Here is a 26,666-nt window from a genome sequence, read left to right on the forward strand (position 1 = left end):
ACCTTGTGGCTCTTGCCTGATTGTTAGGCTGTTTGCGGTGTATTTAGCCAGTAGCAATAATATTGCTAGCGCCAAAACTATTATCAGCTCATTTATCTAAGGCTGTTTTACTGCTTATTTAGTAGGGAGCTTTTGGCTAACTTCTATCTTGGATTGCGTCTTAGTGAAATATCGCCGCTAATAATTTCGACTTGCTCACCAGTTAAACTCACCAACTTAGCTTCAATATGCATCGACATCGGAAACTGACTATCGGGTTGCTTAATGATCACTTCAGCATAGGTTCTTACCCGATTAGATAAAAAGTAATAGCGGCCATCCCAGGTACAGTCAAAGTAGAAGTTTTTCTCGCTAAGATTAATGTTCTCTAGTCGATTTTTAGCGTGCCTTAGATAATTGTCGGTGGTGATAATGCTGCAAGTGTTCTTGTTACTGCCATTGGCGTTAGTAAATTTAAAATTGAGCGCTGACTTATTATTGAGTTTGCCTTCTGTGCCGCCTAAGTACTTATTGAGCGTAATTGTGGTCATTGGGGGTTTATTATCTGGCTTATTTGAATCAGTTGCGTTAGCTGAATTTGTTGCCGGTGTCGTTACAGTTGTTTGCGTTAGGCTCTTTGCCGTCGCTTGGGTTTTTAGTGATAACAGCAGCAAACTTACCGCAACACACATGGCCGCGAACCAAAGTAGAATACGCATGTAGCCTCCCTTGCTATTTCGTTTGATTATCAAATGATGCACATCGCATTTTGATTAAATCATGCACTGGAATGTGAACTGGAGCAAGTTTGGTTGAGTAATTAAGCTTTTGAAAATTAAGCAATTAAACCTTAAGTATTTGCGAATATTATTTTTAAGTGCTCGTTGCGAGACAATAAAAAAGCAGCCTAAAAGGCTGCTTTTGAGTCATGCTGATTAATTTACAGCGCTGCTATGGCGCTTGATTAACCTTAAACAAACTAACTTATACTTAACTACTGCACTTTTTGTGCACTTAGCTCAGTGGTCGACTCTACCGCTGCGGCAATATCACTTTCATTAAACAAGAAAGGACGGAATTGCTTGCTTGTAGAGTAACGCTCAGTTTGGTCGTTAAAATACGGGCTCAATCTATTGGTTGATTGTGAGTAGGTTAAAATTCCTTTAGCAACAGGGCCGTCATCGGTAAAGCTCACAGCCATCATCCAACTTGAACCATAACGAATCGCGTAACCTTGCTCAGACAAGCCTGATGCTAATGGCTTACCGGTTACAGCGTCCATCACCGCGGCGTAGCTATGTTGCGGCACTAACGTATCGTCACCGCTTAAGCTAGTTGAGAACACGTTAAAACCACCTTCAGCGTTATGGGTACCCGGCCATGGTTGCTTGTTACCTGATGGCATGCCATCTGGCAGTGATTTTTCAACAAACTGCACTGTACCCATGGCTGCATCAACAGCGAAACCTGCTGCTTCAACGTTTAATGCCGCTTTGGCTAAGGCAACGAGTGCACTGCCGTCAGTGGCTAAGGTATTTGGAGTTGTTGCAGCTTGCTCAAAATCAAATGGCACAGTTAGCATGCTATTTTGATCAAATTGATGTGCAAACTCACGGATTAATGCTCCACCAATGCTGTCGTTATCTTGCTTACCATTCCACTGTTTTAGTGCGGCGCAGGCAGCGCTGATATCTTTAGATTGGTTAGCGCTTACCATTACAGGGGTATCACCTTGAGCCTCACACTGTGCGATCAAATCATCAAATATTAGACTATCAAGATAAATATCGTTACCCAGTGCGGCAGCTTCTAACTCATCAAGATTAAACTTGCCATCTTCACCGCCAGCCTCAGCCATTAACTTTAATGCCATACGAGTACGTAGTGATTGTTGTCCACGCTCTGGGCCATACATGGCAGAGTAGCCTTCAAGTGGTGCGTCAAGGTTAGTTGACCAGAATGAGTTATTAGAGTTTTGCACAAAGTCAGTACGTTCAAGCTTAGGCGCATACTCGTAAGCGAGCGGCGCGTCGTAAGCAAACATAGAGGTGTTACCTGGCAAAATGGTAAAGCCTGCTTGCTGGCGGGCAGCAATAATATCCGGGTTGGTTTTCAGTAAGCTAATGGCAATACCTGATAACCCCGGTACCGTCGAGTCATCAATATAGAAGGCGTTACCTTCTTTATCGGCATACATGGTGTTATTGAAAATCACCCCGTCAAAGTCTTTAAAGGCTTGCTGGAATTCGTCTTTATTGGTTGCACGGTTCATGGCGAGCCAGTGATCGATAGGGTCTTTGTTAGCCATATTGGCATCTTGCAGCATATAGGCTTGACCATCATCCCAACCAAATGGTGCCTGAGTCGCAGGCGCCTCAGCGATTGGACCTTTTGCTGTGGTGTAGATATCTTTTTCCGCCACTAACATGCCTGCAGGACCGCCATTCACTAGAATCTGCACAGTTTCTTTAGTGATTGGCATAGCTTCGCCATCAAACAAGTATTGCATGCGATCGCCACTGACCAGCTCTAGGTTATAAAGCACAAAGTGCTCCGCGGTTGAGAAGGTATGGGTCCAAGCTACATCTTTATTGAAACCAATATTAATCGCGCCCGGCATACCCACCAATGAGCCACCCATTACATCAATATGACCTGGAATAGTTAAGTGAGACTGCCAAAAGCGCAGGTTACCTGTGTGTGGAAAATGCGGATTACCCAGCACCATACCTTTGCCGTTTTCGGTTTTGTCTTTACCCAGGCCCCAGCCGTTTGAACCGAGATCGCGTGGATTGGTTTCTGGGGTGGTAATGGCATTTTGGAAAGCGCCAAACTTGCTATTCACATCTTGGATAAAGGCGGTTTGTGCCTCGGTTGCAGCTTGAGTCGGAGCTGGACCAATAATGCGTGGCAAATACTCTTGGCCATCTCCAGGGTTGGCGTAAAAAATCAGGTCAAGGAAATTAGCTGCGCCAGGCAGCAGGGCGATGGAAAATAGATAGTTGGCAACATCGACACCATCAACAGGCTTTACCCAAGGTAGGCCTGCACAAAATGGATCGCCGTTTTGTGTGCCGGCTTCAACATCGGCTAAATATTGGTTATAACCGGCACTAAAGCCCTCCATTAAGGCACGGGAGTTATAACTAAAGCTTGGATATTGTGTTTCAGCTTTCTCACGAATTTTAAGGGCTTTATAGGCAAAATCAGAGATTAAGTTACCGTTATCTTCAGCGGTCGGTAAGCCCGTGGTGAAGTCGAGCGAAGCGTGCGGACCAAAGTACATCGAGCGTTCAGAGTTAGCTTTAATAAAGCCATCGGCGAGGATACATAGATTGTCTTGAGCCTGAGCGTAACCACTACCAAAACCTAAGCTTTCAAGGTTATCAGCCTTAATGTGCGGTACACCAAAGCTGGTTCGGCGAATTTGTGCATTGAGCTTTCCATCTGGAGCAAATGCTTGTAGTGGTGGAATAACTTCAGGTGTGGGCTCTGGCACAAATAGTGAGTCACTATTGTCGGTTTCATCATAGCCACAACCTACTAAGGTAACTGTTGAAGCTATCCCTAAAGCGAGCACTAATTTATTTAGGCGCATTAAAAGATCCTTTTTATTTGTTGTTCCACCAATCAATGTTGATGGATACTTTTATTATGTCGGATGTCCTAATTTTGATAGTAAAACATATACTTATTGAGCTATTGCACCAATAAGTACCCAAAATGTTTTTATCAAATACAGCAAGGGCATGGCTGTTAGTTAATCAGTCATTTAAACGTTTGTCTACATACGCGCAACATTTGCTAATACTTAATGCTTAGTAAGCAATGACTCGACTGCCAAAGAGCAAATCAGTGGCATAAATGGCTAGAGTTAGCGGGATTTTCGGTGAGATTGAAGGGCGGAATTATTAGCGGAGAAGACGGCTATAGAGTCATAGCCGTTTTGATCAGTTATAGAGTTACTAGATAGTTTTAAAGCTCGTTAATGATTAATCCAGTATTGGCAGGCAAGTGCGGCGACATCGAGTTCAATATCATAAGGTACTGGCTGCGGAGTAGGTGTTAGCGACTTCGCGTTTAGTGCAATGCGCTCAAGACTTAATGATTGTAGGGCAAGACCCAGATCCATAATTTCAATCGGGTTGCCATCGCCAGCGGCAAGGTTGACTAGGTTTGCATCAGATAGCACAAACAGGGTTTTACCGTTGAAGTGATAGCCAGTCACTTGCGGGCGAATAGCATCTATTGAATCCGCAAGTTGAGCTAATGCAGCTAGATTGATTTCACGTTGAAAATGGCCGGCATTAGCAATAATCACATTGTCGGCCATTAGCTCAAAGTGTTGCTTATCGAGTACATTGTCGCGGCCGGTAATGGTGATCACCATATCGGCATTAGGCAGTGCATCTTCTAATGATGCGGTATAAAAGCCTTCCATGTGCGCTTCTAATCTGGTTAATGGATTAGGCTCAACCACGGTCACATGGGCACCCATGCCTCTAAGTCTTTGTGCTGTGCCGCTACCGCAATAACCATAGCCAATAACCACCACTTTTTTACCGTGTAGCATCACATTGGTGGCGCGCATAATGCCATCGACAACCGATGAGCCCACGCCAAAACGGTTTTCAATAATGCGTTTTGCTTGGGTATCGTTAATGATCAAGGTGGCGAATTTATCGGATTTAAAGTCTTCACGTAGGCGGTTTGCGCCTGTGGTGGTTTCTTCGGTTGCGCCAAGTAAACGGGCTATGAGATGTTGGTTTTGTGGCAGGGTAAATAGCAGTTCATGCAGGTCGGCGCCATTGTCAGAAATAATATCTGGCTGGTGGTCGAGTACCTTTTGGCAATAGCGTAAGTGGTCTGCAAAGCTTTCATTGCGCTGGCTGTAAACATGCACACCGTAGTCTTCAACAATGGCTGCAACAGTTTCATCTTGAGTGGTACCTGGTGAGCCGGTGATTGCGACCGTCGCGCCGCCTTTGGTTAACGCTTCAAGCCAAACGCCGGTTTTTGCCTCTACGTGTAAGCAAATCCCAATAGTTAAGCCTTTAAATGGCTGATCTTGTTCAAAGCGCTCGATAATATTGCGCATAATTGGCATATGGGCACGAGCCCACTCAATCCGTTTCCTGCCAAGTGGGGCAAGGTTAATATCGGCAATTTCGTAATTGTTATTGGTAGTTGTGCTGGTAGCAGTGGTATCTGTTGTCATGATGAATATCCTTGTTATTGTTTATTCATCATTGACTAGGGCCGTTGTTTTAACAATTTCACATATTGAACAATACTCTTTCCAACAAAGCACTAATATCTAAGTCGCTGAGTTAGAATGGCTAAATCGACACTCATACATAGGATAATCAGGTGAAACCTAGCTTTAACCTTAACTTGTTGACTAGCTTTTACGCCGTGGCTCGCCATGGCTCATTTGCGGCGGCGGCCGATGAGCTGTGCTTAACTCACTCGGTAATTAGTAAGCACATAAAGCAGCTTGAATCGAGTTTACAAAGTCAGCTGATTATCCGCACTACGCGGGCACTGGATTTAACCGAAGAAGGGGATTTTCTGTATCTCAAGTGCCAGTCTATTTTTAATGAAGTGACCCAAATAACAGATTTTATTGATGACAAGAAGCGGGTGGTCAGTGGGCGTCTCGTCATTAAAATGCCAAGCATCTTAAAGCACGATGATGGCATAGCAACAAGCCTCGAGTTTATGCATTTAACTTATCCTGATCTAATGCTGGATATTGTGTTTGACGACAACCTAGGCGATTTAGTTAAAGAGGGCGTTGATATCGCATTTCGTATTGGTAAGCTCGAAGACAGCAGTTATCTGTGCCGTAAGATCCGTGATATTGACACCTATGTGGTGGCATCGCCTGAGTATTTAAAAGTGGCTGGAACCCCTACTCATCCTAATGAGCTAACTCAGCACAAATGTCTGCACTATAGTCATTGTCTTACTGGGCTGAACTGGTCGTTTAAACAAGATGGTGCGCAGTTCAATGTGCCAATAACGCCGGCATTATCTTCAATGAGTGAGTCCATGCTCGCACAATATGCATGTAAAGGCTTAGGGATAACTACCACGTTAGATTTTGTTACCGGTAAACAAATAGCATCCGGGCAATTGGTGAGCTTGCTTAAAGCTTTCACTTGGAAAACAGAGCTGTTTTTAGTTTTTCCCTACGCAGCTGTTGTGCCATTAAAGACGCGTACTTTAATTGACGTAATATTGGCCGAGAGCACTAACTAAGTTGTTTTAGCCATTTCTGCGAGATTAACCTTTACCTCTTTATGCAAGTTATCCCACTCAATGTAACTTTTTAAGCCTCATTTCAGCGTCTTAAGTGTTGCAGAATTAGTCTTAAGTAGTGATGAATTTAAACATAAGTACAGTCGTTAAATTACCATCTGCTTAAATAAAGTGGTTGAAAAAATATCATCCTCAATCATAGACAGGTGAACAGTAAAAAGTTACTTTAGCCAGCCCATAAATTAAACAACTATTTAACATGGTTGTGTGTTGCTAGTGATATGGAGTTTCGCTCTTTTATGATCTAGTGACAGGTTTTAGATTCAAAACTAGGTAAATGATGACTTAGTTTATACATATTCAGGAAGAAAATATGACAGCAAAAAAATGGACGTTAACTGCATTATCTGCTTTGGTTTTAACTGCCTGTGGTGGGGGGGATAGTTCATCTGACTCTGGAGGTAATAATGGTTCTTCAGGTGGTTCTTCAGGTGGTTCATCAGGCGGAAGTGCCCCGCAAATCACCTTAAATACTGTAACTAGTAATTGGTGTGGAATTGAAAAGCCAAAAGCTGGTGTTGATGTGTTTGTGCATAATAGTACAGGTGAGATTATTGCTGAGTACGTTACAGATAGTAACGGCGGGCTCACTGCAGATTGGCCGAGTAACGCTAAACACCTCACACTAACGGCAAATAATCAATCTTATTATAATGACCTGCCTACTCTTACGGTGATCTCTAATGTTGATGTTGAAGCGGGCGATCAAGGTATTACGTATTTTTGGGATGATAATGATCAAGCTGGTTGTGATTGTAAGTACGTTGAGTTTCCTGTGCAGTCACTTATTGCTGATGCGCCTGACAGCAGGCTTTATCTGGGAGGAAGCAGCTATGAGTTAACACCATTTAGCAGTTCTCCTACAGTTGAGTGGTGTGATGGTGCGGGTACAATGGATGTGCAATTGATTGCGGCCGATGGCCAAAGTAGTCTCGGCGGCAGTATTGATTTAACCAATAAAACCGAATATGCATTGAGTTTGAACGATTTCACTCACGAAGGGGTAGCCGTTGATTATGTTAATCCATATGACGCACGGATCTTATATGCGCTGTCGTTTGACGGTTGGCGTAATTACAGCCAGGATGATTTAGTTTTTGTTTACCCGACATTGACTAACAAGAGTTATGTTTGGCCTGCGCGATACGGTCAAGAGTATATAGGAAATGCGACAGCTGACAGCTATAGCTCTGCACGACATCTAGTTACAGCTGAAGGGGCAACCTCCCCTATTATGCTTTGGGATCCCGCTAACGGTTATTCTGATGCTGTATATGCTTTATTTAATGAAATCTCTACAGGTAAAGCACCATATCAATATGATTTTACTGGTATTAGTAATGTCGCGATGACTCATATGACGCTATCGGGCGATATCGATAATGGTGACGCTGAATGGACTATTTGGGGTGGCGCATCAGGCAGTATGCCAGATCTTAAATTGCCAACAGCTTTAGACGCAAAATTTGATTCTCTTTATTCCGCTAGATTGCAGATTGGCGTAAGAGGCTACGGTTCGGAAAAGCCACTAAGTGAATGGCGTAAGTTACTATTAGAAAGAAGCGTTATGGAAGATAACGAGATTAGTGTGCTTGATTACGAAACGAATTATATGCGACTGAGTTTTGACCTTGACCAGTAGTCTTATATAGATTAGTTGATCAAGATATTATCCATCAGTGATAAAAAGCAAAAAGACAGCATAAGCTGTCTTTTTTGACTTTTTAACTCGACCTTGTAGAACTGAGTTTACTATACGCGAGCGCTTAAAACCCTTGTGAAACACGCTTACAGTAGCGCTGTTCAAAATGAAATGGTGTCATTTTAAGCGTGCGGAATGCATCAACCCAACCTACGACCATAGGCACAAGTGTCCAGCTGAATGCCAGATATAAGCTGCCTTTTAGGTGTTGCCCTAGGTAGAACTTGTGCAGGCCTAAACCGCCAAGTAGCAAGCTAAACCAGATAGCCAGTTTCTGGTTTTTAATGCGGATATCAGGATCTACGCCGGATAGAGAATCAAAACCTTGTGCAGCATGACATTGAGGACAAGTAACTACATTAAGGTCGATCTTATGGTTGCACTGTGGGCAATCTAGGGTTTGCATTACGGACTCCAATTGTCAATTTGCGATAGAGCCATTATGTGTACAAGTGTGCGCTGAAAAATAGGTGCGCAGCTCACAAAATGAAAATAAAGCAATTTGAAACCGCACAGGGATCACGCTTGATTAATCATAGTTGCGGTAGGTTGATATCAGTGTGCAGTTACATCCTGTTTAATGAGGCGAGAAAGTTGCTGATTGATATAGCCCGTGAGTGGATTTAAATTTAATTGAACGCATAACTGAAAAGTTGCATGATCGGCCAGTAAAGGCTCTGTAATAGGGGCGTAGTCAAAGAATCATTATGAAATTTTTAATTTTATCGCTCGTTTTGTTATTGGTTGGATGTGCAAGCTCTGATCTTGGTTCTGACTATGCCATCGAGAGTAATCGCAAGGCTGCTGAACAAGGCGATGTCGATGCGCAATATAAGCTGGCACGCTTTTATGATTTTGGAATAGGTACATTGAAGGATAAACAGAAAGCGATTGAGTGGTATCAAAGCGCGGCGGCACAAGGTCATGCTGACGCGCAGTATACACTGGGTACCTTTTATGACTATGGGCTTGGCGTACCAGAAAATAGGCAACAGGCATTGCATTGGTATTATCAAGCGGCTGAGCAAGAGCATATCCAAGCGCTTTATGCTATCGGTATGATATTTCACTCAACTAAGCAAAATTATCCACAAGCCATTTATTGGATCAGAAGAGCGGCAGATAAAGGCCTCAATGAAGCCCAATATGATATGGCTAGAATGCTAACTTTTGGTGTTGGAATTGAAGAAGACAGACAGCAAGCGTTTGCATGGTATATGAAGGCTGCCGAGCAAGGCCATGTTGCCTCGTTATTTTATATCGGTTCAGCCTATGATTTCGGCCAAGGTGTTGCTGCAGATCCGGTCAAGGCTTTTACTTGGTATCAAAAGGCGGCGAATAAGGGCCATGCCAAAGCGCAGTTTTATCTAGGTTTAATGTTTGAGCAAGGTCAAGGCACTCAGGTTGACAAAGTACAGGCAATTAAATGGTATTTAAAAGCGGCAGAGCAGGGGAGCATTGGTGCGTAATATAGCCTTGGGGTGATGTTTGAACTGGGCGAAGGTGTAGTGCAAAACATACCTGAAGCGATAACCTGGTATACAGCCGCAGCTGAGCAAGGCGATGCTGAGTCGCAATATGTTTTGGGCACGATATATGAGTCGGATAACAGTGAACCGCAAAATCAACATATTGCAAATAAATGGTATCTAGAAGCTGCGGCGCAGGGACATAAAGAGGCACTCGCAGCGTTAATGCAAAATCCTACAGGAGCTGTCATAGCCCATTAAGACTATTCGGTTTAATTTTCAGCTTTAAAATACAGAGGTGCCTCATTATGTTGCTACAAGTCGTAGCAACATAATTGCAAAGCTCAAAGCCCTGAGCCCTTAATCTCCTAAGTCCATAGCCCTGAGCTCCTAGTTTTGAGTATTCACTCCTGAGCCTTATCTCAACACTTTACTTAAAAACGCCTGAGTTCTGGGCTCTTTAGGATTGCTAAATAGTGCCTCAGGTTCACTCTGCTCAACAATGTGGCCGCCATCCATAAAGATAACTCTATCGGATACATCGCGCGCAAAGCCCATTTCATGGGTAACAATCACCATGGTCATGCCATCTTCTGCCAATGATTTCATCACATCGAGTACATCGCCGACCATCTCAGGATCGAGTGCCGACGTGGGCTCATCAAATAACATAAGCTCTGGCTTCATGGCTAACGCTCTTGCAATAGCAACACGCTGCTTTTGTCCGCCAGATAAGCTCGAAGGGTAGGCATCGGCTTTGTCTTTTAGACCCACTAGGGTTAGCAACCTATCGGCTTCTGCGCCCGCTTCTTGCTGGTTCATCACCCCCAACTTTACAGGAGCTAGCATGATATTTTGTTTAACTGTTTTATGAGGGAACAGATTAAAGTTTTGAAACACCATACCGACTTTTTGTCTTAACTTATCAACGCAAGCTCCCGCGGCGGTAATGGATTGACCATCAATGAAAATATCACCTTGAGTTGGTTGCTCTAGTAAGTTGATACAACGTAAAAAGGTACTTTTACCGCTCCCAGATGGACCAATAACGCTGACCACTTCGCCTTTATTAATTTGCTCGCTAATGCCTTTGAGTACTTGGTTATCGCCAAAGCTCTTATGTAAGTTATTTATTTTAATCACTTTGTTTTAGCCTCGTTTCAAATTTAGATAGCATAAAGGTGAAGATATACGTCAATAGTAAATAGATAATGGCACAGGTAAATAGCGGTACGCTGTCTTCAAATGTACGGCTACGGATAATTTCACCTGCCCGCATTAAGTCGACGCCGCCGATAAAGCCAATAACCGCAGTCTCTTTGAGCAATACAATAAACTCGTTACCTAGCGATGGCAGAATGTTCTTAATCGCTTGCGGTAAAATCACTTCTTTCATCGTTGACCAGTGCGATAAACCGAGTGATCTCGCCGCCTCCATTTGGCCTTTATCAACAGCTTGAATTCCGGCTCTGATGATTTCAGAGATATAAGCACCACTGTTAAGGCCAAAAGCAATAATGGCTGCAGTGATTTTATCTACATCGAGTGATGCCAGTACGATGAAGTAAAGGATCACTAACTGGACAACCACTGGCGTTCCACGGATCACGCTAACATATAAATTAGCAGGCCAGCTAAAGTACCACTTTGACGACATTTTCATTAAGGTGGTGGCAACGCCAAGAACAGAACCCATTATCATGGCAAAGAAGGTAACGATTAACGTGACTTTCAAGCCGTTTAAGATGAGATAGATCCCGATTAAACCGTCTTCGCCAATGGGCGTAAATAAAGAAGCGTTTATTGCATCAATCATCAGTCGCTCACTTCATGTATTTGGTCACAAGGGCATCGTACTCGCCATTGCTTTTCATGGATTTAAGGGTGGAGTTGATACTATTTAATAGCTCTGTTTTACCTTTAGGTACTGCTAAGCCATAAAACTCAGCATTAAAGTCCAACTTCACCATTTTCAATTGTGGGTTTTTATTCAAAAAGCTTATCGCCGGCTCACTATCAAATAGTACTAAATCGACTTTATTGTTTTTCAGCTCCATGACCGCTTCAAAACCTGTGTTGAAAGCGGTGACGTTCTGGCTGTAGCTCTTTGCCATAATGTCGCCGGTAGAGCCGAGCTGCACAGCGATATGCTTATCTGTTAGATCGTCAAGGCTGTTGATAGTGGTGTTATCTTTATTCACCAACACCAGTTGGGTTGCTTCGTAATATGGCGCTGAGAAGTCGACGCTTGCTTGACGCTCAGGTGTGATCGTCATACCTGAGGCGATAAAATCAATTTTGCCCGCATTTAGCGCAACGATGAGTGAGTCAAAGTTCATGTTTTCAACTTTGAGTGTCTTACCTGCGTCTTTAGCAATTTGCTTAGCTAGGTCGATGTCAAAACCTTTAATCTCATCGCCGCTTACACCACCTACATATTCAAAAGGCGGGAAGGTGGCATTAGTGCCTACTACAAGTACATCATCGCTCTTGCCACAGCCAGCCAATAATAGAACGCTTGCTAACCCTAAACTTACTAAACCTGTCACTGACTGCTTCATCTCAAACTCTCTTAATCAAATTACTTAACTGGTGACGACTATAAACCACGACTAAATTAAATCAATAGTTATTCATTAAAAATGAGTAAAAATTCAATCAGATCATATTTAACTGTTTTTTTATTGAGCTAAATCATTGTTTATTAACTGTTGCGCAACTTTATCACCTTATATTCGTTACTTAATTTTTTGAATATTATTTCAGGTTATATAGACAAGCTGACTTGTGATGGCTTCAGCTTGCTTAAAAAGTGCAGGGCATGGTTATTTGCAATCATTTGTACTTAGTTTGCTGCATTGGAGCGAGATCACATTTTCGAACCTTTCTGCTAAGGTGATTTGCTAGGTTGTCGATAGTTATGGTTACAAGTTGTTTCGTTTGAGTTGTTAGTGTTACAAGTGTGTCGCTGCAGGGGCTTGAGATGCTTATTTTAGTGCATGAAAATAATAATAAATTGGAGAAGGATTTTATGAATCTATTGAGCGTAAATAACGGCAAAGGATTTTTTGTTGAGCATAATCAATCACTATCGAGCGTTAAAAGTAGTTCGCTATTTGATCGCTCACAAAGCCCAATTCAAAGTGATAACCAAGACAAAGTATTCATATCTGAATCGGCAAGGGCTGCACTGGCTTCTAGCTTAGGTAAAGAGCTGCATGATGATCAAAGCGTTGTACAAAGCAAAGCTACTGTAGTGGAATCACAGGAGGGGGAGACAAAACAAAAAATTGATGAGGTCATTGCTTTATTAAAAAAGCAACTTGATGAGCTTCGCCAAGCTTTACAGGCTTTAGAAGGGGATAATACCGAAGCTGGCGCAGAAAAACGCAAAACGCTTGAGGCACAAATCGGCGCTTTATCTGCTCAGCTTTCAGAGCTAATTAACCAAAAGCTGGAGTTGGAAAAGAAAAATATACGTGAAAATGGCCGTTGATAATATATCAAACAGAATTACCGCCAACTGTTTTCACGCTGGAATCCCCTATCTGGCTCACAGCGTAAAACTTGATCATAACAGTTTAGCGGCTTAAGCCTGCATATCTTCTAAAAAGTTAAATTTTTACACAGGTAAAAATAGCATTGCCTGAATGGCCATTCCAAGTCAGAATTTTTTCATAATCATGCTCAAACATATGCACTTCAAAGTAGGGGGCAAGTAGTTGTTTAAGCTCTGCAAAGCTGACGGCAACCATAGGGTGCTCGTCTTGCCATGACTGGCTAATGAGATCGGTGGTTTTTTCAATACTGACTTTGAGTGATTGCCTTTCGCCTTCGCCGCAATAGTCCCAACCCGAGCTAAAAGTGAACTGACTATTTTCATGCTCTAGTTGATATTGGGCAAAAGAGTTGTTCACTATCATGCTTTTTTCGACAACGTTAAAGCAAAAAACACCACCCGTGTTGAGTGCTTGATGTGCGCTAGCAATACACTGTTTTAGCTTTTCAATTCCATCGCTATAGTGAATGGAGTACAGAAAACAGGTAATTAAATCCAGTTTTTCATCGACCTTAAAATCACACATATCTTGCAGGCTAAACTCAGCTTCCGGGCAATGTAACTTGGCAATATCAAGCATTGGCTGGTTAATATCTAACCCTTGGCTTTGATAACCATTATTGATGAAATGCCTTACATGTGGACCTGTGCCGCAAGCAAGATCTAAATGACGTTTGTCACCATTACCAAAGAGTTGATGATGTCTGCGAATACACTCGCTTTGTGTAAGATAGTCGATATTAGCACACATTAAATTGTAGTAACTCGATAAGTCAGTATATAACGCGTTGGTTGTTGCAGTTTGCAAGGAAGGTGACCAGTAAATTGGGGTGCGGCATTTTATAGCAATAAGGCGTTTTAGCGATGAGTAATTAAGCGATTTGCGATCTAAATCTCGCTATATTTGTCACTGAAATGGGTTGTTGATGAGTCCTAGGGAGGAAGGAGTTAGCGAGCACATGGTTGTACTCGCTAAAGGGCTAACAAGTTTGTTAGTGAAGTTTACGCAACAAACTGTAATAGGTGCTGTTTTACAGCATCAGATGCGAACGAGTTATTGGCGCTGATTTTATAGATAGCCATGTAATCTTGTTCGGTTAAGTTAAACTTCTCTACTGCAAGTTGTAACTCTTTGGTCATATTGGTGTCAGACACTGTGCGGTTATCAGTGTTAATAGTAACCAGTAAGCCATCGCGATAGAAATCACCAAAAGGATGACTTTCTAAATTCTCAACCGCCTTAGTTTGCACATTACTGCTTGGGCAAGTTTCTAAGGCAACGGCTTCAGCACGCACTAAATCGTACGCTTGTTTGTGGCTGTTAATATGAATACCGTGTCCAATACGTTCAGCGCCTAGTAACGCAATGGCGTCATACACGTTTTGACCTACACCTTGCTCACCGGCATGAATTGTAATGCGGTAGCCTTTTTCTAACGCGTACTTAGCGTAAGGAATGTATTCATGGCAAAAGCCAGGCTCTTCACTTGCTGCTAAGTCGAATGCGACTACACCGTTATCAAGGAACTTAGCACCAGCGTCTATCACATCATTGATGTCATCTTTTGGTAGCACCTTAATAATCGACAGGATGTAGTTACCCTTAATATCGTATTGGGCTTCAGCTCTGCGCATACCTTTGACAACACTGCCAATGATCTGCTCAAAGTTAAGGCCTTGCTTACGATGTAATTGTGGGCCAAAACGGACTTCTAGGTACTTCACGTTTTCTTTTGCTGCGTCTTCAAATAGCTCAAACGAAATACGCTCTAATGCCGCTTCTGTTTGCATAACCGATACAGGCAGTGCAAAGCGGGTAAGGTATTCATCGAGGTTTGGGCAAGATTCAGGTGCCACCATTAGCGCTTTCATCTCGTCAACGTTATCGCTAGGAATAGCTGTGCCTTGGATTTTAGCAAGGTCGATAACTGTTTGCGGGCGTACGCTACCGTCTAGGTGGCAATGAAGATCAATTTTAGGTAGCTGTAGAAAATTCATGAAGCTCTCCTTTATTAAGTGGTTATACCAACTATAGGCAAATAACGATTCATATTTTGTTGCACAAAATAGAAACAATATTACTTAGTTAGCATTACATAAAGTAAAGTCTTCATAATCAAGAGTTTAGGGCTCTTGGTAGAAACTCTCAAACCATATCATTGAGATTATACGAAGTGTTAACAGTCAATATTAGCACTCATTAAGCTAGTTGCGAAAGAGCCTAATAACAAATAAGGCCAGAGGGGGCATTGTTTGCCTAACACAAAATCTGCTTTAAGCACGCACTTTCTAGCTATTTGGTGCGCAGTTTTTCCCCCTTAAAGGCGACTAGGCTGAGTTTAGTCGCAATAAGAGATGATTCGAAAAAGAGATTAAAGCCAAAAGGATAACGTTATCGCCTAGGCTTATTTTTAGTTGAATTAACAGTGCTCAGTGCTTTTCTCGCTAAACGTCACTTCGATTCGTTATGGTGAGCTTGAAGCTTATGGAATAACACATCTTTTAAGTTAGCGCGTTGCACTTTGAGTTGGTGCATATGTTCGTCATCGGTAGGGCTGCCGGCGATTTCTAACTGACGAATGTCATAATCAAGCAGATGGTATTGCTTGGAAAGCTTGTCAAACTCTTGGTCGGTATAGTTCAAGTAAACAATGTCTTGTTTAAATTCTGGAAAGTCGAAAATAAGCGCGTGGTTCTCATTTAACATAGTTGCTCCTTGAGGTGCTGAACTTACTTCTTACTGGGACTAAATAACGAACGAAATATTTACAACGGCTTTGACTATAACACCGCAGTTTATAGCAAAGTGAGATCTTGGCAGCTTTTTAGTTAAGGGGGCAGCTTTCATCTTTTGATAAAAAAGTAATAAACACCTATGGCAGTTGCGGCGATGGCTAATAGATACACATCAATCATATAGGGGACATTGAAAAAAATAAGCACCGCGATAAACAAGGAGGCTAAAACTTGTAACCCTATTTTGTAGCGCATATTTTTATTCTCAATTAGCAAGGTGAGCCTTTGTGCTTAACAATAACAATGGCCTAGCAATAAATAAAATGTTTACACTCTGCCGCTTGACTATTTTTTGGCTAAATCAGGTTCTATGCTGATGTTCTGTTATCATGCTTGGCATAATAAAAATAAAACATATGCAGTTGGAAATTATGAAAGAATTTATCATTATTGGCGCTGGGCAGTCTGGCTTGTCTATGGCCTATAACTTATCGCAACATAAAAAAGATTACCTTATTTTAGATGCCAATGAGCATATTGGTGCGCCTTGGCTAAAGCGTTGGGATTCTTTAAAACTATTTACTCCAACCGAATATAACCACCTACCAGGCATGCCGTTTCCTTTCCCAAAAGGCTATTACCCTAATAAATATGAAGTGGCGGATTACTTAAAAAATTATGCCGAGAAGTTTTCGATACCGATTGAATTTAACCAAAAAATCATCTCGGTAAAGAAAGTGAATGGCATCTTTGAGATCACCAGCGCCACAGCAAGTTACCAAGCTAAGCAGCTGATTATTGCCACCGGCCCGTTCCATACCCCCTATACACCAGCTTGCCATGCGGACATCGCTAAAGATGTAAAACAAATTCACAGTGAGAACTATAAAAGTCCGGCACAGCTGCAAGAGGGTGATTGTTTAGTTGTTGGCGCAGGTGACTCCGGCGTGCAAATTTTATCGGAAATCGCCGATACCGGACGCAAAGTACACTTTTCCGGTACGGATAAAATCCCTGCAATTCCGCAGACCTTTTTAGGTAAAACCCTTTGGTGGTGGTTTACTAAAATAGGCTTTTTGTCGGTTAACCGTTATAGCAAAATCGGTCAGTGGTTAAGTAAGGGCGTGCAGCCGGTTATTGGTACGGATGTGAAGGCATTACTGGCAAAAGACAATGTGATTCATATGGGCAGAACCCTGTCAGCTGATGACAGCAGTATCAAATTTCAAAAAGGCAGCGTCAGTAGTATTAAGAATATTGTTTGGGCTACAGGCTTTAAACCTAACTTCTTTTGGATTGAAGATATCTCTTTTGATGAAATGAACTACCCAAGTAATTATCGCGGCGTCAGTAAAGATATCGATGGCTTATTTTTTATTGGCCTACCTTGGTTGTACACCCGCGGCTCGGCAACTCTAGGTGGCGTCTGGAAAGATGCTAAATACTTGATGACGCATATTCTAGAAACTCAACAAGCGAACAGTAAACCTGCGCACAAGAATCAGCCAAGCAAACAAGCTGCCAAGCCAATTGCTGACGCTAGCTAGTATCGAAGGTGCTTATTCACCATATTGCATGCAAGGTTGCGTTTAATATGGCGTATTGCAGTGTTCATTCTTGGATTCCTAGATAACTTATGCCTGGTTCAGAGCTGCACCGCTAAGAGTTTTAGTACCAGAGGCAAGGTTGAGCTTTTTATTTCAGTCATTGTTGTTAAGCGTAAAAGAGTGAGTGGTCTTTATTTACAACCACTTGGTGGTAATTTGCAGTCAATCCCTTAGCTAGCCTGAGTTTGCTGAGTTTTACAGCAAAATATATTGTACCTATAGTTAATGGATAAGCAGTTAACTAAGCATGTTGCTTGTAGTGAGATGTCATACGGTAATCTTTGTATGAACCGCTTACTTTTATTTAGGCAATGGTTTATCAAGTGGTGCGGTATATGATTTCTTATCAAAGTAAGGCGCAGCTATTTCCCTTACTGCATTTGTTAGATGATTTTAGCCAATTTCAACTGCAGGGCGGCTTTATCAAAACACTTGCCGAAAAAGACTTACGCTTACAAGCTCCGGTGTCAGCGAATCTTGCTGAGTTAGCAAATATCCCCTGTGTGAGTATTTATGACTCGCCAACCCATACCACTTCTTCTGCACTACAGCGGCACTTTTGTAGTAAAAGCCAAGATGATGAATTTGTCAGTCATCAAGTATTCAAGAGTCTAATTCCAGTTAGTCGTTTATCGCCAAGCCGCCACCAAAGGCATTATCAGCTGGTGGCGTTTTTAGAGGAGCAAAAGCAAACTCCAGTGGCGTTTGTCACCTTTAATCTTGGTTTACTCGACTCTTGGTATACAGATGACAATGCCAGCGATGAGAGGCATGTTGGTGTGTGTTGTTATTTGCTGTATGCATACGTAGTCCCTGAGATGAGGCATCTGGGGATTGGCAGTAGCATGTTTCACCTGATCTCAAATTTATTTTGGTCGCAGTTACAATATGTTGATGCTCAGGCGCAGCCGCATAACTTAACTATGGTGCCTTTGGTATATGAGAGCACAACAGCCAAAGGGGCTGAGGGCTTAATGCAGCAATTGGAAAGAAATATTAACCAGTATAAGGCGTTACTCGTTAATAATGATAATGCCTCGGGAGAGATAAAGCCCTGTATGAGTAATCTTAGTTAGGCTTAGTTTACAGAACAGAACAGATAAGCAGCTTGCAAACCAAACGATTTTCTTTACTAAGCCCCTTATTCAGGGGCTTAGTTTTTACTTTTTTACTCAGGATTCAATTACTCAGGATCCAATTACTCAGGGTCATAGTCCAACACAGGCATTAACCAGCGCTCGGTTTCCTCTATGCTCATGCCTTTACGGGCGGCATAATCTTCCACTTGATCGCGGCCAATATTAGTTACCCCAAAGTAGCGAGACTTAGGGTGAGCAAAGTACCAACCAGAAACCGCAGCTGTTGGGAACATGGCATAACTTTCAGTGATATTAAGGTCGATAGTTTCATCAGGCTTTAATAGGTCCCAAAGTAGGCCTTTTTCGGTGTGATCTGGACAGGCTGGGTAGCCTGGTGCTGGGCGAATACCTTTATATTTTTCACGAATAAGCGCTTCGTTATCAAGGTTTTCATCACTGGCATAACCCCAGAACTCTTTACGAACTCGCTCATGCATCCGCTCGGCAAAGGCTTCAGCTAAACGGTCTGCTAAACACTTAAGCATAATGGCGCTGTAGTCATCGTGGTCAGCTTCAAAACGAGCCACATGCTCGTCAATGCCATGGCCTGCAGTGACAGCAAAGCCGCCCATGTAATCGGCCACACCACTGTCTTTTGGCGCAACAAAGTCGGCTAAACAGAAGTTGTCGTTGCCAACACGTTCAATCTGCATCCGCAGGTGATGAGTCGTCAATTCAAGTTCGCTGCGGCTCTCATCGGTATACAGTTCAATATCGTCATGGTTAACGGTATTCGCTGGGAACAAGCCAATAACCGCTTTCGCAGTAAGCCATTTTTCACTGATGATTTTATCTAGCATGGCTTTACCATCGCTAAACAGTTTACGTGCTTCTTCACCAACGACTTCATCTTCTAAAATTCTTGGGAAATGCCCATGCAGCTCCCAACTTCTGAAGAATGGTGTCCAGTCGATACGTTCAACCAAATCTTCTAGTGGATAGTCATCAAACACTTGGCGACCCAGTTGGTTGGGCACAAACGGGGTGTAGTTTTGCCAGTCGTGCTGGCAGCGGTTTTCACGGGCAGCTTCGATGCTGGTGATCTCTTTGCGCTTGGTTTGTGATAAACGCTTTTCACGCATCATATCGTATTCAGCATAAGCCTCATCGATAGTCGCTTGACGAGTGTTGTCATTAATCAGCTTAGACACCATAGGCACTGCGCGAGAAGCATCGGCAATATAGATAGCCCCTTCAGGTGAGTGCGGGGCGATCTTGACTGCGGTATGGATTTTCGAGCAAGTAGCGCCTCCAATAATCGATGGAATGGTTAAGCCTGCTTTATGGAAGCTCTTAACGTTATGCACCATTTCATCAAGGCTTGGGGTAATTAGCCCTGACATGCCGATAATGTCGACGTTTTCAGCAATGGCCACTTCGATGATTTTCTCTACTGGTACCATTACGCCAAGGTCAATCACTTCATAGCCGTTACAAGCGAGCACTACGCCAACAATGTTTTTACCAATATCGTGTACGTCACCTTTTACGGTGACCATTAAGATCTTACCGTTTGACTGGCCTTCTACTTTCTCAAGTTCGATAAATGGATTTAAGTAGGCCACGGCTTTTTTCATGACTCGGGCAGATTTAACCACCTGCGGCAGGAACATCTTACCTGAGCCAAATAGGTCACCAACGATATTCATACCATCCATCAATGGCCCTTCAATCACATCTAGCGGGCGGCTGGCTTGTTGGCGGGCTTCTTCAGTATCTTCATCAATAAAGTCGGTAATACCTTTTACGAGTGCATGGGCTAAGCGCTCATTCACTGGCTTAGTACGCCACTCTAAATCTTCTTTTTTAACGCTTTGGCTGCCGTCACCACGGAATTTTTCTGCGACTTCCAGTAACAGCTCGGTGTTATTGGTATCAGCCACAGTGCAAGGCAAGTTCTGCACAATCGCTTCAACGCGCTCTTTTAGCTCCGGGTCAATATCATCGTAAATGGCCAGCTGACCGGCGTTAACAATACCCATGTCCATACCCGCTTGAATCGCGTGATACAGGAACACTGCGTGGATTGCTTCACGCACCGGGTTGTTACCACGGAACGAGAACGACACGTTTGATACGCCGCCAGAGATCATTGCATGGGGCAAAGTGCGTTTGATTTCACGAGTCGCCTCAATAAAGTCAACGGCGTAGTTGTCGTGCTCTTCAATACCTGTGGCAATGGCAAAGATGTTTGGGTCGAAGATGATGTCTTCGGGTGGAAAGCCGACTTTATCGACTAATACATTATAAGCACGAGTACAGATCTCGACTTTACGCGCTTTAGTGTCTGCTTGGCCGACTTCATCAAATGCCATCACAATGGCTGCAGCGCCATAGCGCTTAACTAGCTTTGCCTGTTCGATAAACTTCTCTTCGCCCTCTTTGAGCGAGATAGAGTTAACGATGCCTTTACCTTGAATGCACTTAAGGCCAGCTTCAATCACTTCCCATTTAGAGGAGTCGATCATAATGGGTACGCGAGAGATATCTGGCTCAGAGGCGATGAGGTTAAGAAACTTATGCATGGTTTCAACGCCATCGAGCATGCCTTCATCCATGTTGATATCGATGATCTGCGCGCCGCTCTCAACTTGCTCACGAGCTACTGACAGTGCTTCTTCATATTCACCAGTTTTAATTAGGCGCAAAAATTTAGCCGAACCGGTGACGTTGGTGCGTTCACCTACGTTTAAAAATAGCGAGTTGGCATCAATGGTTAGCGGTTCAAGCCCCGATAGACGACATGCTACCGGAATGTCTGGCAGCACACGGGCAGGGTGCTTAATTACTGCTTCACGAATAACGCGGATATGATCTGGCGTGGTACCACAGCAGCCACCAATAATGTTTAAAAAACCTTCCTTAGCCCACTCTTCAATCACCTCAGCCATCTGCTCTGGTGTTTCATCGTAACCACCAAACTCATTAGGTAGTCCAGCGTTAGGGTGCGCTGATACATAGCATTCAGAAATCTTAGAGAGTTCTTCTACATATGGGCGCAGCTCGGTTGGTCCTAATGCACAGTTAAGGCCGATAGATAAAGGCTTAACGTGGCGCAGCGAGTTGTAAAACGCTTCAGTTGTTTGGCCGGTAAGGGTACGGCCTGAGGCATCGGTAATGGTGCCTGAGATCATAATCGGTAGGCGGAAACCTTGCTCATCAAATACGCTTTCAATAGCAAACAAGGCGGCTTTAGCATTAAGAGTATCGAAAATGGTTTCAACCATAATCAAATCTGCGCCGCCAGCAATTAACGCATTAATCGATTCAATGTAGGCTTCAACTAGCTCATCAAAGCTAACGTTACGATAACCCGGATCGTTTACATCTGGGCTGATTGAACAAGTGCGGTTGGTCGGACCCAGCACACCTGCTACATAACATTGACGACCGGTTTCAGTTTCAACTTCATTGGCCGCTTCACGGGCAAGGCGGGCACCGGCTAAGTTAATCTCAGCAGAGTGCGCCTGCATGTCGTAATCGGCCATGGCAATACGCGTGGCGTTAAAGGTGTTGGTCTCAATAATGTCTGAGCCAGCTAGCAGGTAGTCTTTATGGATCTGTTTAATCGCTGCAGGCTGAGTCAGCACCAACATATCGTTGTTGCCTTTTACATCGCTGTGCCAATCTTTAAATTGTTCACCACGAAAATCAGCTTCTTCAAATTTGCGGTCTTGGATCATGGTGCCCATAGCACCATCGAGAATGAGGATCCCCTCTTGAAGCTTTTGGGTAAGTACTGCTAACACCTTTTCGGCAGTGTCTTGAGAGTGTGCTACTGCGCTCAAGGCATGTGTTGGGGTACAGGTTGCCATAGATAATTCCTACCAGTTCGCAAATCGTTATTTTTGTAATTTATGCATCATGCCCATTATTTGTGATTAAATCGCTCGTTGATTTAACCTGCACTTTTATTTGTTTGGACATTTATACGTATAGACGTCCATAATACCTAAGGCTTACTCAAAAGTGCAAGTGCTAAAGCATGATACTTTTTCAGCATTAAAAGCCTGTTAAAATTCGTAAGTGTATGATTAATAATGAGGATGCTTTGACACCATGCAAACCACTAGGCTTACTTTATTACGACATGGTCAATGTGAGGGTGGTAATATTTTGCGCGGTCAAGTGGATGTAAGCTTGAGTGAACAAGGTAAGTTACAGATGCAAAACGCATTTTCTGAGCTAATTTTAGCCGCAGAGCCGACGCTTAGTGACTCGCCTTTAGTGGTGATTAGCTCTCCGCTTATTCGCTGTGCAGCCCCAGCTAAAGCATTCGCTACATCGCATCAGTTGCTCTTATTTATAGACGATGGCTTTAAAGAGCTGAACTTTGGCGATTGGGATGGAAAAACATTTGATGCGCTATATCAAACCGATGCCAAAGCACTGGATAGTTACTGGGCTAATCCTTGGCTTGCTGCACCGCCTAATGGTGAGTCGATGCAAGCATTTGAATTGCGTATCGAGCAAGCTTGGCAAAGCATGATTGAGCAGCATCAAGGCAAACAGATAGTGCTGGTGACTCATGGCGGCGTGATGCGCTATTTAATGAGTAAAGCCCTTGGCGCGGCAAATTGTGCCGGCTTTTATACTGCACTTAAATTGCCTTATGCCGCCAAAGTACAAATAGATGTATTGCACCACGGCAAGGAGCAACACTTGAGTTTGCATTGGGCGTAAATAAAGCGAATAGATGGCTCACTTCTGCTCGATTAGCAAAGGTGATGTTAGCTATAGGTGGATGATGGTAAACTGCGACATTAGTCTTACTCGCTAAGAAAGCTTAGCGTAAGTAATAAATCAAGTTAGGTGCTTAACAGCATAAAGGGAACCGGAAGTCGTAGTCATTGCTAAGACGTAGTCCGGACTGTACCCGCAACTGTAAGAAAGCTGCACACATGTGCGGCTTTTAAGTCAGATACCTGCCTAACTTCATCGAATATGGTTTATCTAAATCGGTATTGATAAGCCAAAGTGCACATAGTTAGCTGCACATTAACTCGAGCGGGCGACTCGAGGGAGATAATCAAATGATCTGTATTGCTTGGGTGATTGCCAAACATGGCTGAATCAGAGGCAAACCCGCAGCTAAACACTGCGTTAGACGCACAACTGATATCGCAGGAAAAGACTGTGCTGTCGGTTACCGATCTAAGTTGGCAACTCGCCGGTAAAGCCATTTTATCGGCAATCGACTTTAGCTTAGCTGAAGGCAAAATGCTGGGTATTATTGGCCCCAATGGTGCGGGTAAGTCGAGCTTACTGCGCTGTTTATACCGTTTTATTACGCCAACATCTGGCAATATTGAGTTGTTTGGCCAGCAAATTACTGCGTTATCTTCCAAGGCTTTTGCCAGACAAGTAGCGGTAGTTTTACAAGATACGCCGCACCATTTTGAAATGACCACTTCGCAGCTTATCGCACTTGGTTTAACTCCCCACAAAGGCGCGTTTGACTTTACCAATAAGCAAGACCGTGAAGAGGTAGCTAGAGCTCTCGATAAGGTCGGTTTAACGGATAAAGCTAACCAAGCATATGAAAGTCTATCAGGCGGTGAAAAGCAGCGAGCACTCATCGCCCGCGCAATAGTGCAGCGGCCAAAACTGCTTATTCTTGATGAACCCACTAATCACTTAGATATTCGTTACCAGATCCAAACTTTGGAGCTGTTGCGTACTCTTAATATTACCGTGATTACATCGATTCACGACCTTAACCTTGCAAGCGCTTTATGTGATGAATTGCTGCTACTTAATAATGGCCAATGCGTGGCTAAAGGTGAGCCCAAAGCTGTGCTTACCGAGCAAATTATTGCCAAGGTGTTTGATGTTTGCTGTGAAATAAAACCGCACCCTCAGCATGGTAATCCACTTATCTGTTATTTCTATGGTTACCAAAATCAGGGTTATCAAAATCAAGGTTACCAAAATAATGGCTATCAAAATCATGCTAATCAAAGTCATGACATCCAAGAGAGCGACGAGCATCAAGCTGTAAAAGCACAAAAGTTAGGAGGCCTTGATGACTCAGGCGATTAGCCCTTCAAAAGGCTTTGGCAATGCGCGGCGGCCGCTAGAGTATTTACTATATGGTGTATTGGCATGTTTAACCTTACTCACGCCATTCGCCGCTACCAGCTTTGGCGCTGCAGCCATAAGTGTTGCCGATGTAGTTAGCGTGCTTAGCCATAAATTATTGAGTGTTGGCGAGTCGCTTGGAGTACGTGAGCGTATTATTTGGGAGCTGCGATTACCACGAGTATTACTGGCGTTTATTGCTGGGGCTGGACTCTCTATTGCTGGTAGCGTATTGCAAACCGTTACCCGTAATCCGCTGGCCGACCCTTATCTATTTGGTATTTCATCGGGAGCTTCATTTGGCGCAGTGGTGTCGTTAACCCTATTTAGCCAGAGTATTTTATGGCTCAGCTTACCTTTGGGGGCGTTTATTGGCGCCAGTCTATCTGTGGTGATGGTACTCGGTTTATGCGGGCGTAACTTAAGTACGCAGGTGGAGCGCATGTTGCTCTCTGGGGTGGCGATTTCATTTATGTTTGGAGCCATGGCCAGTCTTATGTTGTATTTCTCCAGTCCCCAAGCTGCAGCCTCTGTGCTGTTTTGGACCTTAGGCAGTTTTGCTAAAGCCAGTTGGCAAGGCTTGTGGTTACCCGCAACAGTAGTGCTAATTGCCATGCTGATAATTTTAGTTAATAAACGCCAAATTGTAGCCATGCGTGCCGGCGATGAAACCGCCCACACCTTAGGCATTAACGTCAGTCATTTACGGCTTAATATGCTGTTACTTTGCTCACTGATCACCGCGATTTTAGTGGCAAACTGTGGTGGGATTGGCTTTATCGGTCTAATGGTGCCACACACTGTGCGCTTGCTGTTTCCCGGGCGTTATCCACTATTGTTAACTGCGCTGGTGGGCGGATTATTTATGGTCTGGGTAGATGTACTTGCAAGGACCTTATTGAGTTACCAAGAGCTACCTGTAGGAATTATTACATCGGTTATGGGCAGTATCTTCTTTTTATTTATTTTAGCGAGTCGTAACGCCAAGCGTATTTAGCGATGAACGCCCAAGTTAAGTGGTCAAGGGATTAAAGATGTTTGATATAAAACCAGTTAATACTGATTTCGATAATGAAATTCAGCACAAAATAGACACCAAAACTAAGCCTCTTGGCGCGCTAGGTGATTTAGAAACGCTGGCGCTGCAAATTGCCCGCGTGCTAGGTAAAGATAAGCCGCAAATTAGCAATCCTAAAATGATGGTGTTTGCTGCTGACCATGGTATTGCTGACTCTGGCGTGTCAATTGCGCCAAGTGAAGTGACCACTCAGATGGTGGTTAACTTTATGAATGGTGGCGCGGCAATTAACGTGTTTACTCGTCAAGAGGGCTTTGACTTAGAAGTGATCGATTGCGGTATTGTAAAGCCGCTAGAAAATGTTGAAGGTGTGATTAATCAACGTTTAGGTGCTGGTACTGGGCCGATTCACAAACGTGCTGCAATGACGCTTGGTGCCGTTAAACAAGGCTTTGAGATGGCAACCGCTCGAGTTGAATTGCACCACCAAAATGGCTGTAATTTGATTGCCTTAGGTGAGATGGGGATTGGCAACACCACATCAGCAGCGGTAATGATGGCTGCGCTTACTGGTATGAAAGGTGAAGACTGCGTTGGCCGCGGTACAGGCATTGACGCTGCGACTTATAAGCGTAAAAAGATGTTAGTTGAGCAAGCATTGCTACTGCATCATAGCGAGTTGAACGACCCAATGCAGGTGCTTGCTTGTGTCGGTGGTTTTGAAATTGTACAGATGACAGGCGCTATGCTGGCTGCCGCTGAGCGCAATATGCTTATTGTAGTTGATGGCTTTATTGCCTCGGCAGCTGCACTCGCTGCGGTAAAGATTAACCCTAATGTGCGCGATTACATGATTTTTGCCCATCAGTCTGGTGAAAAAGGTCACTACCTAATGCTGGAGTTTTTACAGGCTAAACCACTGCTAAAGCTTGGTATGAAGCTAGGTGAAGGCACTGGCGCAGCATTGGCATTGCCACTGATTCAAGCCGCGGTGAATTTCTATAATGAAATGGCTAGTTTTGAAGATGCAGGCATAGATATCTAGGACGGTT

General features: G+C 43.5%; 22 protein-coding genes and 2 riboswitches. Of the genes, 11 read left to right on the plus strand and 11 right to left on the minus strand.

From position 1 onward, the window contains the following. Positions 1-143: 143 nt before the first annotated feature. The 3 genes from MSG37_RS06180 to MSG37_RS06190 form a co-directional block, all read right to left on the minus strand. Positions 144-698 (minus strand): hypothetical protein, encoded by a 555-nt coding sequence (locus tag MSG37_RS06180; protein WP_248469710.1) that lies wholly within the window; start codon positions 696-698, stop codon positions 144-146. A gap of 275 nt (positions 699-973) precedes the next feature. Next, the gene (locus tag MSG37_RS06185) at positions 974-3,577 is read right to left on the minus strand and encodes an acylase (RefSeq protein ID WP_248469711.1); all 2,604 of its coding nucleotides are present in this window, start codon (positions 3,575-3,577) and stop codon (positions 974-976) included. Between the two features lie 387 nt (positions 3,578-3,964). Beyond that, a complete protein-coding gene (locus tag MSG37_RS06190; protein ID WP_248469712.1) occupies positions 3,965-5,197 on the minus strand; it encodes an adenosylhomocysteinase in 1,233 nt (410 codons plus the stop codon). 152 nt (positions 5,198-5,349) lie between these two features. Here MSG37_RS06190 and MSG37_RS06195 point away from each other — a divergent pair, with 152 nt between their 5' ends. Beyond that, on the plus strand, positions 5,350-6,243 hold the full coding sequence (locus MSG37_RS06195) for a LysR family transcriptional regulator (protein ID WP_248469713.1): 894 nt from the start codon (positions 5,350-5,352) through the stop codon (positions 6,241-6,243). Positions 6,244-6,616: 373 nt separating this feature from the next. Beyond that, on the plus strand, positions 6,617-7,945 hold the full coding sequence (locus MSG37_RS06200) for a hypothetical protein (RefSeq protein ID WP_248469714.1): 1,329 nt from the start codon (positions 6,617-6,619) through the stop codon (positions 7,943-7,945). A 124-nt stretch (positions 7,946-8,069) separates the two neighbouring features. On the opposite strand, the gene MSG37_RS06205 is transcribed toward MSG37_RS06200, so the two are convergent. Next, on the minus strand, positions 8,070-8,411 hold the full coding sequence (locus MSG37_RS06205) for an NINE protein (RefSeq protein WP_248469715.1): 342 nt from the start codon (positions 8,409-8,411) through the stop codon (positions 8,070-8,072). Positions 8,412-8,712: 301 nt separating this feature from the next. On the opposite strand from MSG37_RS06205, the gene MSG37_RS06210 reads away from it, so the two are divergent. After that, positions 8,713-9,474 (plus strand): tetratricopeptide repeat protein, encoded by a 762-nt coding sequence (locus MSG37_RS06210; protein ID WP_248469716.1) that lies wholly within the window; start codon positions 8,713-8,715, stop codon positions 9,472-9,474. Positions 9,475-9,486: 12 nt separating this feature from the next. Further along, on the plus strand, positions 9,487-9,735 hold the full coding sequence (locus tag MSG37_RS06215) for a hypothetical protein (protein WP_348984454.1): 249 nt from the start codon (positions 9,487-9,489) through the stop codon (positions 9,733-9,735). Positions 9,736-9,891: 156 nt separating this feature from the next. Here MSG37_RS06215 and MSG37_RS06220 read toward each other — a convergent pair whose 3' ends face one another. Genes MSG37_RS06220 through MSG37_RS06230 form a run of 3 tightly spaced genes read right to left on the minus strand, consistent with a single transcriptional unit; the run spans position 9,892 to position 12,035 of the window. Beyond that, a complete protein-coding gene (locus MSG37_RS06220) occupies positions 9,892-10,617 on the minus strand; it encodes an amino acid ABC transporter ATP-binding protein (protein ID WP_248469718.1) in 726 nt (241 codons plus the stop codon). Further along, positions 10,610-11,290, minus strand: a complete 681-nt coding sequence (locus MSG37_RS06225) for an amino acid ABC transporter permease (protein WP_248469719.1) — start codon at positions 11,288-11,290, stop codon at positions 10,610-10,612. Before MSG37_RS06225 ends, MSG37_RS06220 begins: the two co-directional genes overlap by 8 nt. Positions 11,291-11,297: 7 nt before the next feature. Next, complete coding sequence (locus MSG37_RS06230; protein ID WP_248469720.1) at positions 11,298-12,035, minus strand: basic amino acid ABC transporter substrate-binding protein; 738 nt, start codon at positions 12,033-12,035, stop codon at positions 11,298-11,300. Positions 12,036-12,457: 422 nt separating this feature from the next. Here MSG37_RS06230 and MSG37_RS06235 point away from each other — a divergent pair, with 422 nt between their 5' ends. Then, positions 12,458-12,970, plus strand: coding sequence for a hypothetical protein (locus MSG37_RS06235; RefSeq protein ID WP_248469721.1), 513 nt, complete (start codon positions 12,458-12,460; stop codon positions 12,968-12,970). Positions 12,971-13,088: 118 nt separating this feature from the next. On the opposite strand, the gene MSG37_RS06240 is transcribed toward MSG37_RS06235, so the two are convergent. The 3 genes from MSG37_RS06240 to MSG37_RS06250 form a co-directional block, all read right to left on the minus strand. Then, positions 13,089-13,784, minus strand: a complete 696-nt coding sequence (locus MSG37_RS06240; protein ID WP_248469930.1) for a class I SAM-dependent methyltransferase — start codon at positions 13,782-13,784, stop codon at positions 13,089-13,091. A 251-nt stretch (positions 13,785-14,035) separates the two neighbouring features. After that, complete coding sequence (gene add, locus MSG37_RS06245) at positions 14,036-15,031, minus strand: adenosine deaminase (protein ID WP_248469722.1); 996 nt, start codon at positions 15,029-15,031, stop codon at positions 14,036-14,038. Between the two features lie 95 nt (positions 15,032-15,126). Then, positions 15,127-15,226: riboswitch (purine riboswitch) on the minus strand. A gap of 259 nt (positions 15,227-15,485) precedes the next feature. After that, entirely contained in the window at positions 15,486-15,740 is a 255-nt protein-coding gene (locus MSG37_RS06250; RefSeq protein ID WP_248469723.1) for a YdcH family protein, read from the minus strand. Between the two features lie 460 nt (positions 15,741-16,200). Between MSG37_RS06250 and MSG37_RS06255 the strand changes: the two genes are divergently transcribed. Both MSG37_RS06255 and MSG37_RS06260 read left to right on the plus strand, forming a co-directional pair. Further along, positions 16,201-17,316 carry an NAD(P)/FAD-dependent oxidoreductase gene (locus MSG37_RS06255; RefSeq protein WP_248469724.1) on the plus strand — a complete coding sequence of 372 codons (1,116 nt, stop codon included), beginning with the start codon at positions 16,201-16,203 and terminating at the stop codon, positions 17,314-17,316. A 395-nt stretch (positions 17,317-17,711) separates the two neighbouring features. Then, positions 17,712-18,452 (plus strand): hypothetical protein, encoded by a 741-nt coding sequence (locus MSG37_RS06260; RefSeq protein ID WP_248469725.1) that lies wholly within the window; start codon positions 17,712-17,714, stop codon positions 18,450-18,452. A 122-nt stretch (positions 18,453-18,574) separates the two neighbouring features. On the opposite strand, the gene metH is transcribed toward MSG37_RS06260, so the two are convergent. Beyond that, complete coding sequence (gene metH / locus MSG37_RS06265; RefSeq protein ID WP_248469726.1) at positions 18,575-22,330, minus strand: methionine synthase; 3,756 nt, start codon at positions 22,328-22,330, stop codon at positions 18,575-18,577. Between the two features lie 244 nt (positions 22,331-22,574). On the opposite strand from metH, the gene MSG37_RS06270 reads away from it, so the two are divergent. From MSG37_RS06270 to cobT, 4 genes are all read left to right on the plus strand, one after another. Then, a complete protein-coding gene (locus MSG37_RS06270) occupies positions 22,575-23,198 on the plus strand; it encodes a histidine phosphatase family protein (RefSeq protein ID WP_248469727.1) in 624 nt (207 codons plus the stop codon). Between the two features lie 110 nt (positions 23,199-23,308). After that, positions 23,309-23,463, plus strand: a riboswitch (cobalamin riboswitch). Between the two features lie 116 nt (positions 23,464-23,579). After that, entirely contained in the window at positions 23,580-24,557 is a 978-nt protein-coding gene (locus tag MSG37_RS06275) for an ABC transporter ATP-binding protein (protein ID WP_248469728.1), read from the plus strand. Further along, positions 24,541-25,593 carry an iron ABC transporter permease gene (locus MSG37_RS06280; protein WP_248469729.1) on the plus strand — a complete coding sequence of 351 codons (1,053 nt, stop codon included), beginning with the start codon at positions 24,541-24,543 and terminating at the stop codon, positions 25,591-25,593. The genes MSG37_RS06275 and MSG37_RS06280 overlap by 17 nt, the downstream gene beginning before the upstream one ends. 37 nt (positions 25,594-25,630) lie before the next feature. Further along, positions 25,631-26,659 (plus strand): nicotinate-nucleotide--dimethylbenzimidazole phosphoribosyltransferase, encoded by a 1,029-nt coding sequence (cobT, locus tag MSG37_RS06285; protein WP_248469730.1) that lies wholly within the window; start codon positions 25,631-25,633, stop codon positions 26,657-26,659. Positions 26,660-26,666: the final 7 nt, after the last annotated feature.

The organism is Shewanella sp. 1CM18E (genome assembly GCF_023161665.1).
Lineage (GTDB): Bacteria > Pseudomonadota > Gammaproteobacteria > Enterobacterales > Shewanellaceae > Shewanella.

Excerpts from the sequence above, each read along its gene's own strand:
- MSG37_RS06255 (WP_248469724.1), top strand. The coding sequence starts at position 16,201 with ATGAAAGAATTTATCATTATTGGCGCTGGGCAGTCTGGCTTGTCTATG.
- cobT (WP_248469730.1), top strand. The coding sequence starts at position 25,631 with ATGTTTGATATAAAACCAGTTAATACTGATTTCGATAATGAAATTCAG.
- MSG37_RS06210 (WP_248469716.1), top strand. The coding sequence starts at position 8,713 with ATGAAATTTTTAATTTTATCGCTCGTTTTGTTATTGGTTGGATGTGCA.
- MSG37_RS06185 (WP_248469711.1), bottom strand. The coding sequence starts at position 3,577 with ATGCGCCTAAATAAATTAGTGCTCGCTTTAGGGATAGCTTCAACAGTT.
- MSG37_RS06250 (WP_248469723.1), bottom strand. The coding sequence starts at position 15,740 with ATGTTAAATGAGAACCACGCGCTTATTTTCGACTTTCCAGAATTTAAA.
- MSG37_RS06235 (WP_248469721.1), top strand. The coding sequence starts at position 12,458 with ATGCTTATTTTAGTGCATGAAAATAATAATAAATTGGAGAAGGATTTT.
- MSG37_RS06230 (WP_248469720.1), bottom strand. The coding sequence starts at position 12,035 with ATGAAGCAGTCAGTGACAGGTTTAGTAAGTTTAGGGTTAGCAAGCGTT.
- MSG37_RS06270 (WP_248469727.1), top strand. The coding sequence starts at position 22,575 with ATGCAAACCACTAGGCTTACTTTATTACGACATGGTCAATGTGAGGGT.
- add (WP_248469722.1), bottom strand. The coding sequence starts at position 15,031 with ATGAATTTTCTACAGCTACCTAAAATTGATCTTCATTGCCACCTAGAC.
- metH (WP_248469726.1), bottom strand. The coding sequence starts at position 22,330 with ATGGCAACCTGTACCCCAACACATGCCTTGAGCGCAGTAGCACACTCT.
- MSG37_RS06225 (WP_248469719.1), bottom strand. The coding sequence starts at position 11,290 with ATGATTGATGCAATAAACGCTTCTTTATTTACGCCCATTGGCGAAGAC.
- MSG37_RS06240 (WP_248469930.1), bottom strand. The coding sequence starts at position 13,784 with ATGTGTGCTAATATCGACTATCTTACACAAAGCGAGTGTATTCGCAGA.
- MSG37_RS06200 (WP_248469714.1), top strand. The coding sequence starts at position 6,617 with ATGACAGCAAAAAAATGGACGTTAACTGCATTATCTGCTTTGGTTTTA.
- MSG37_RS06180 (WP_248469710.1), bottom strand. The coding sequence starts at position 698 with ATGCGTATTCTACTTTGGTTCGCGGCCATGTGTGTTGCGGTAAGTTTG.
- MSG37_RS06205 (WP_248469715.1), bottom strand. The coding sequence starts at position 8,411 with ATGCAAACCCTAGATTGCCCACAGTGCAACCATAAGATCGACCTTAAT.
- MSG37_RS06260 (WP_248469725.1), top strand. The coding sequence starts at position 17,712 with ATGATTTCTTATCAAAGTAAGGCGCAGCTATTTCCCTTACTGCATTTG.
- MSG37_RS06190 (WP_248469712.1), bottom strand. The coding sequence starts at position 5,197 with ATGACAACAGATACCACTGCTACCAGCACAACTACCAATAACAATTAC.
- MSG37_RS06280 (WP_248469729.1), top strand. The coding sequence starts at position 24,541 with ATGACTCAGGCGATTAGCCCTTCAAAAGGCTTTGGCAATGCGCGGCGG.
- MSG37_RS06275 (WP_248469728.1), top strand. The coding sequence starts at position 23,580 with ATGGCTGAATCAGAGGCAAACCCGCAGCTAAACACTGCGTTAGACGCA.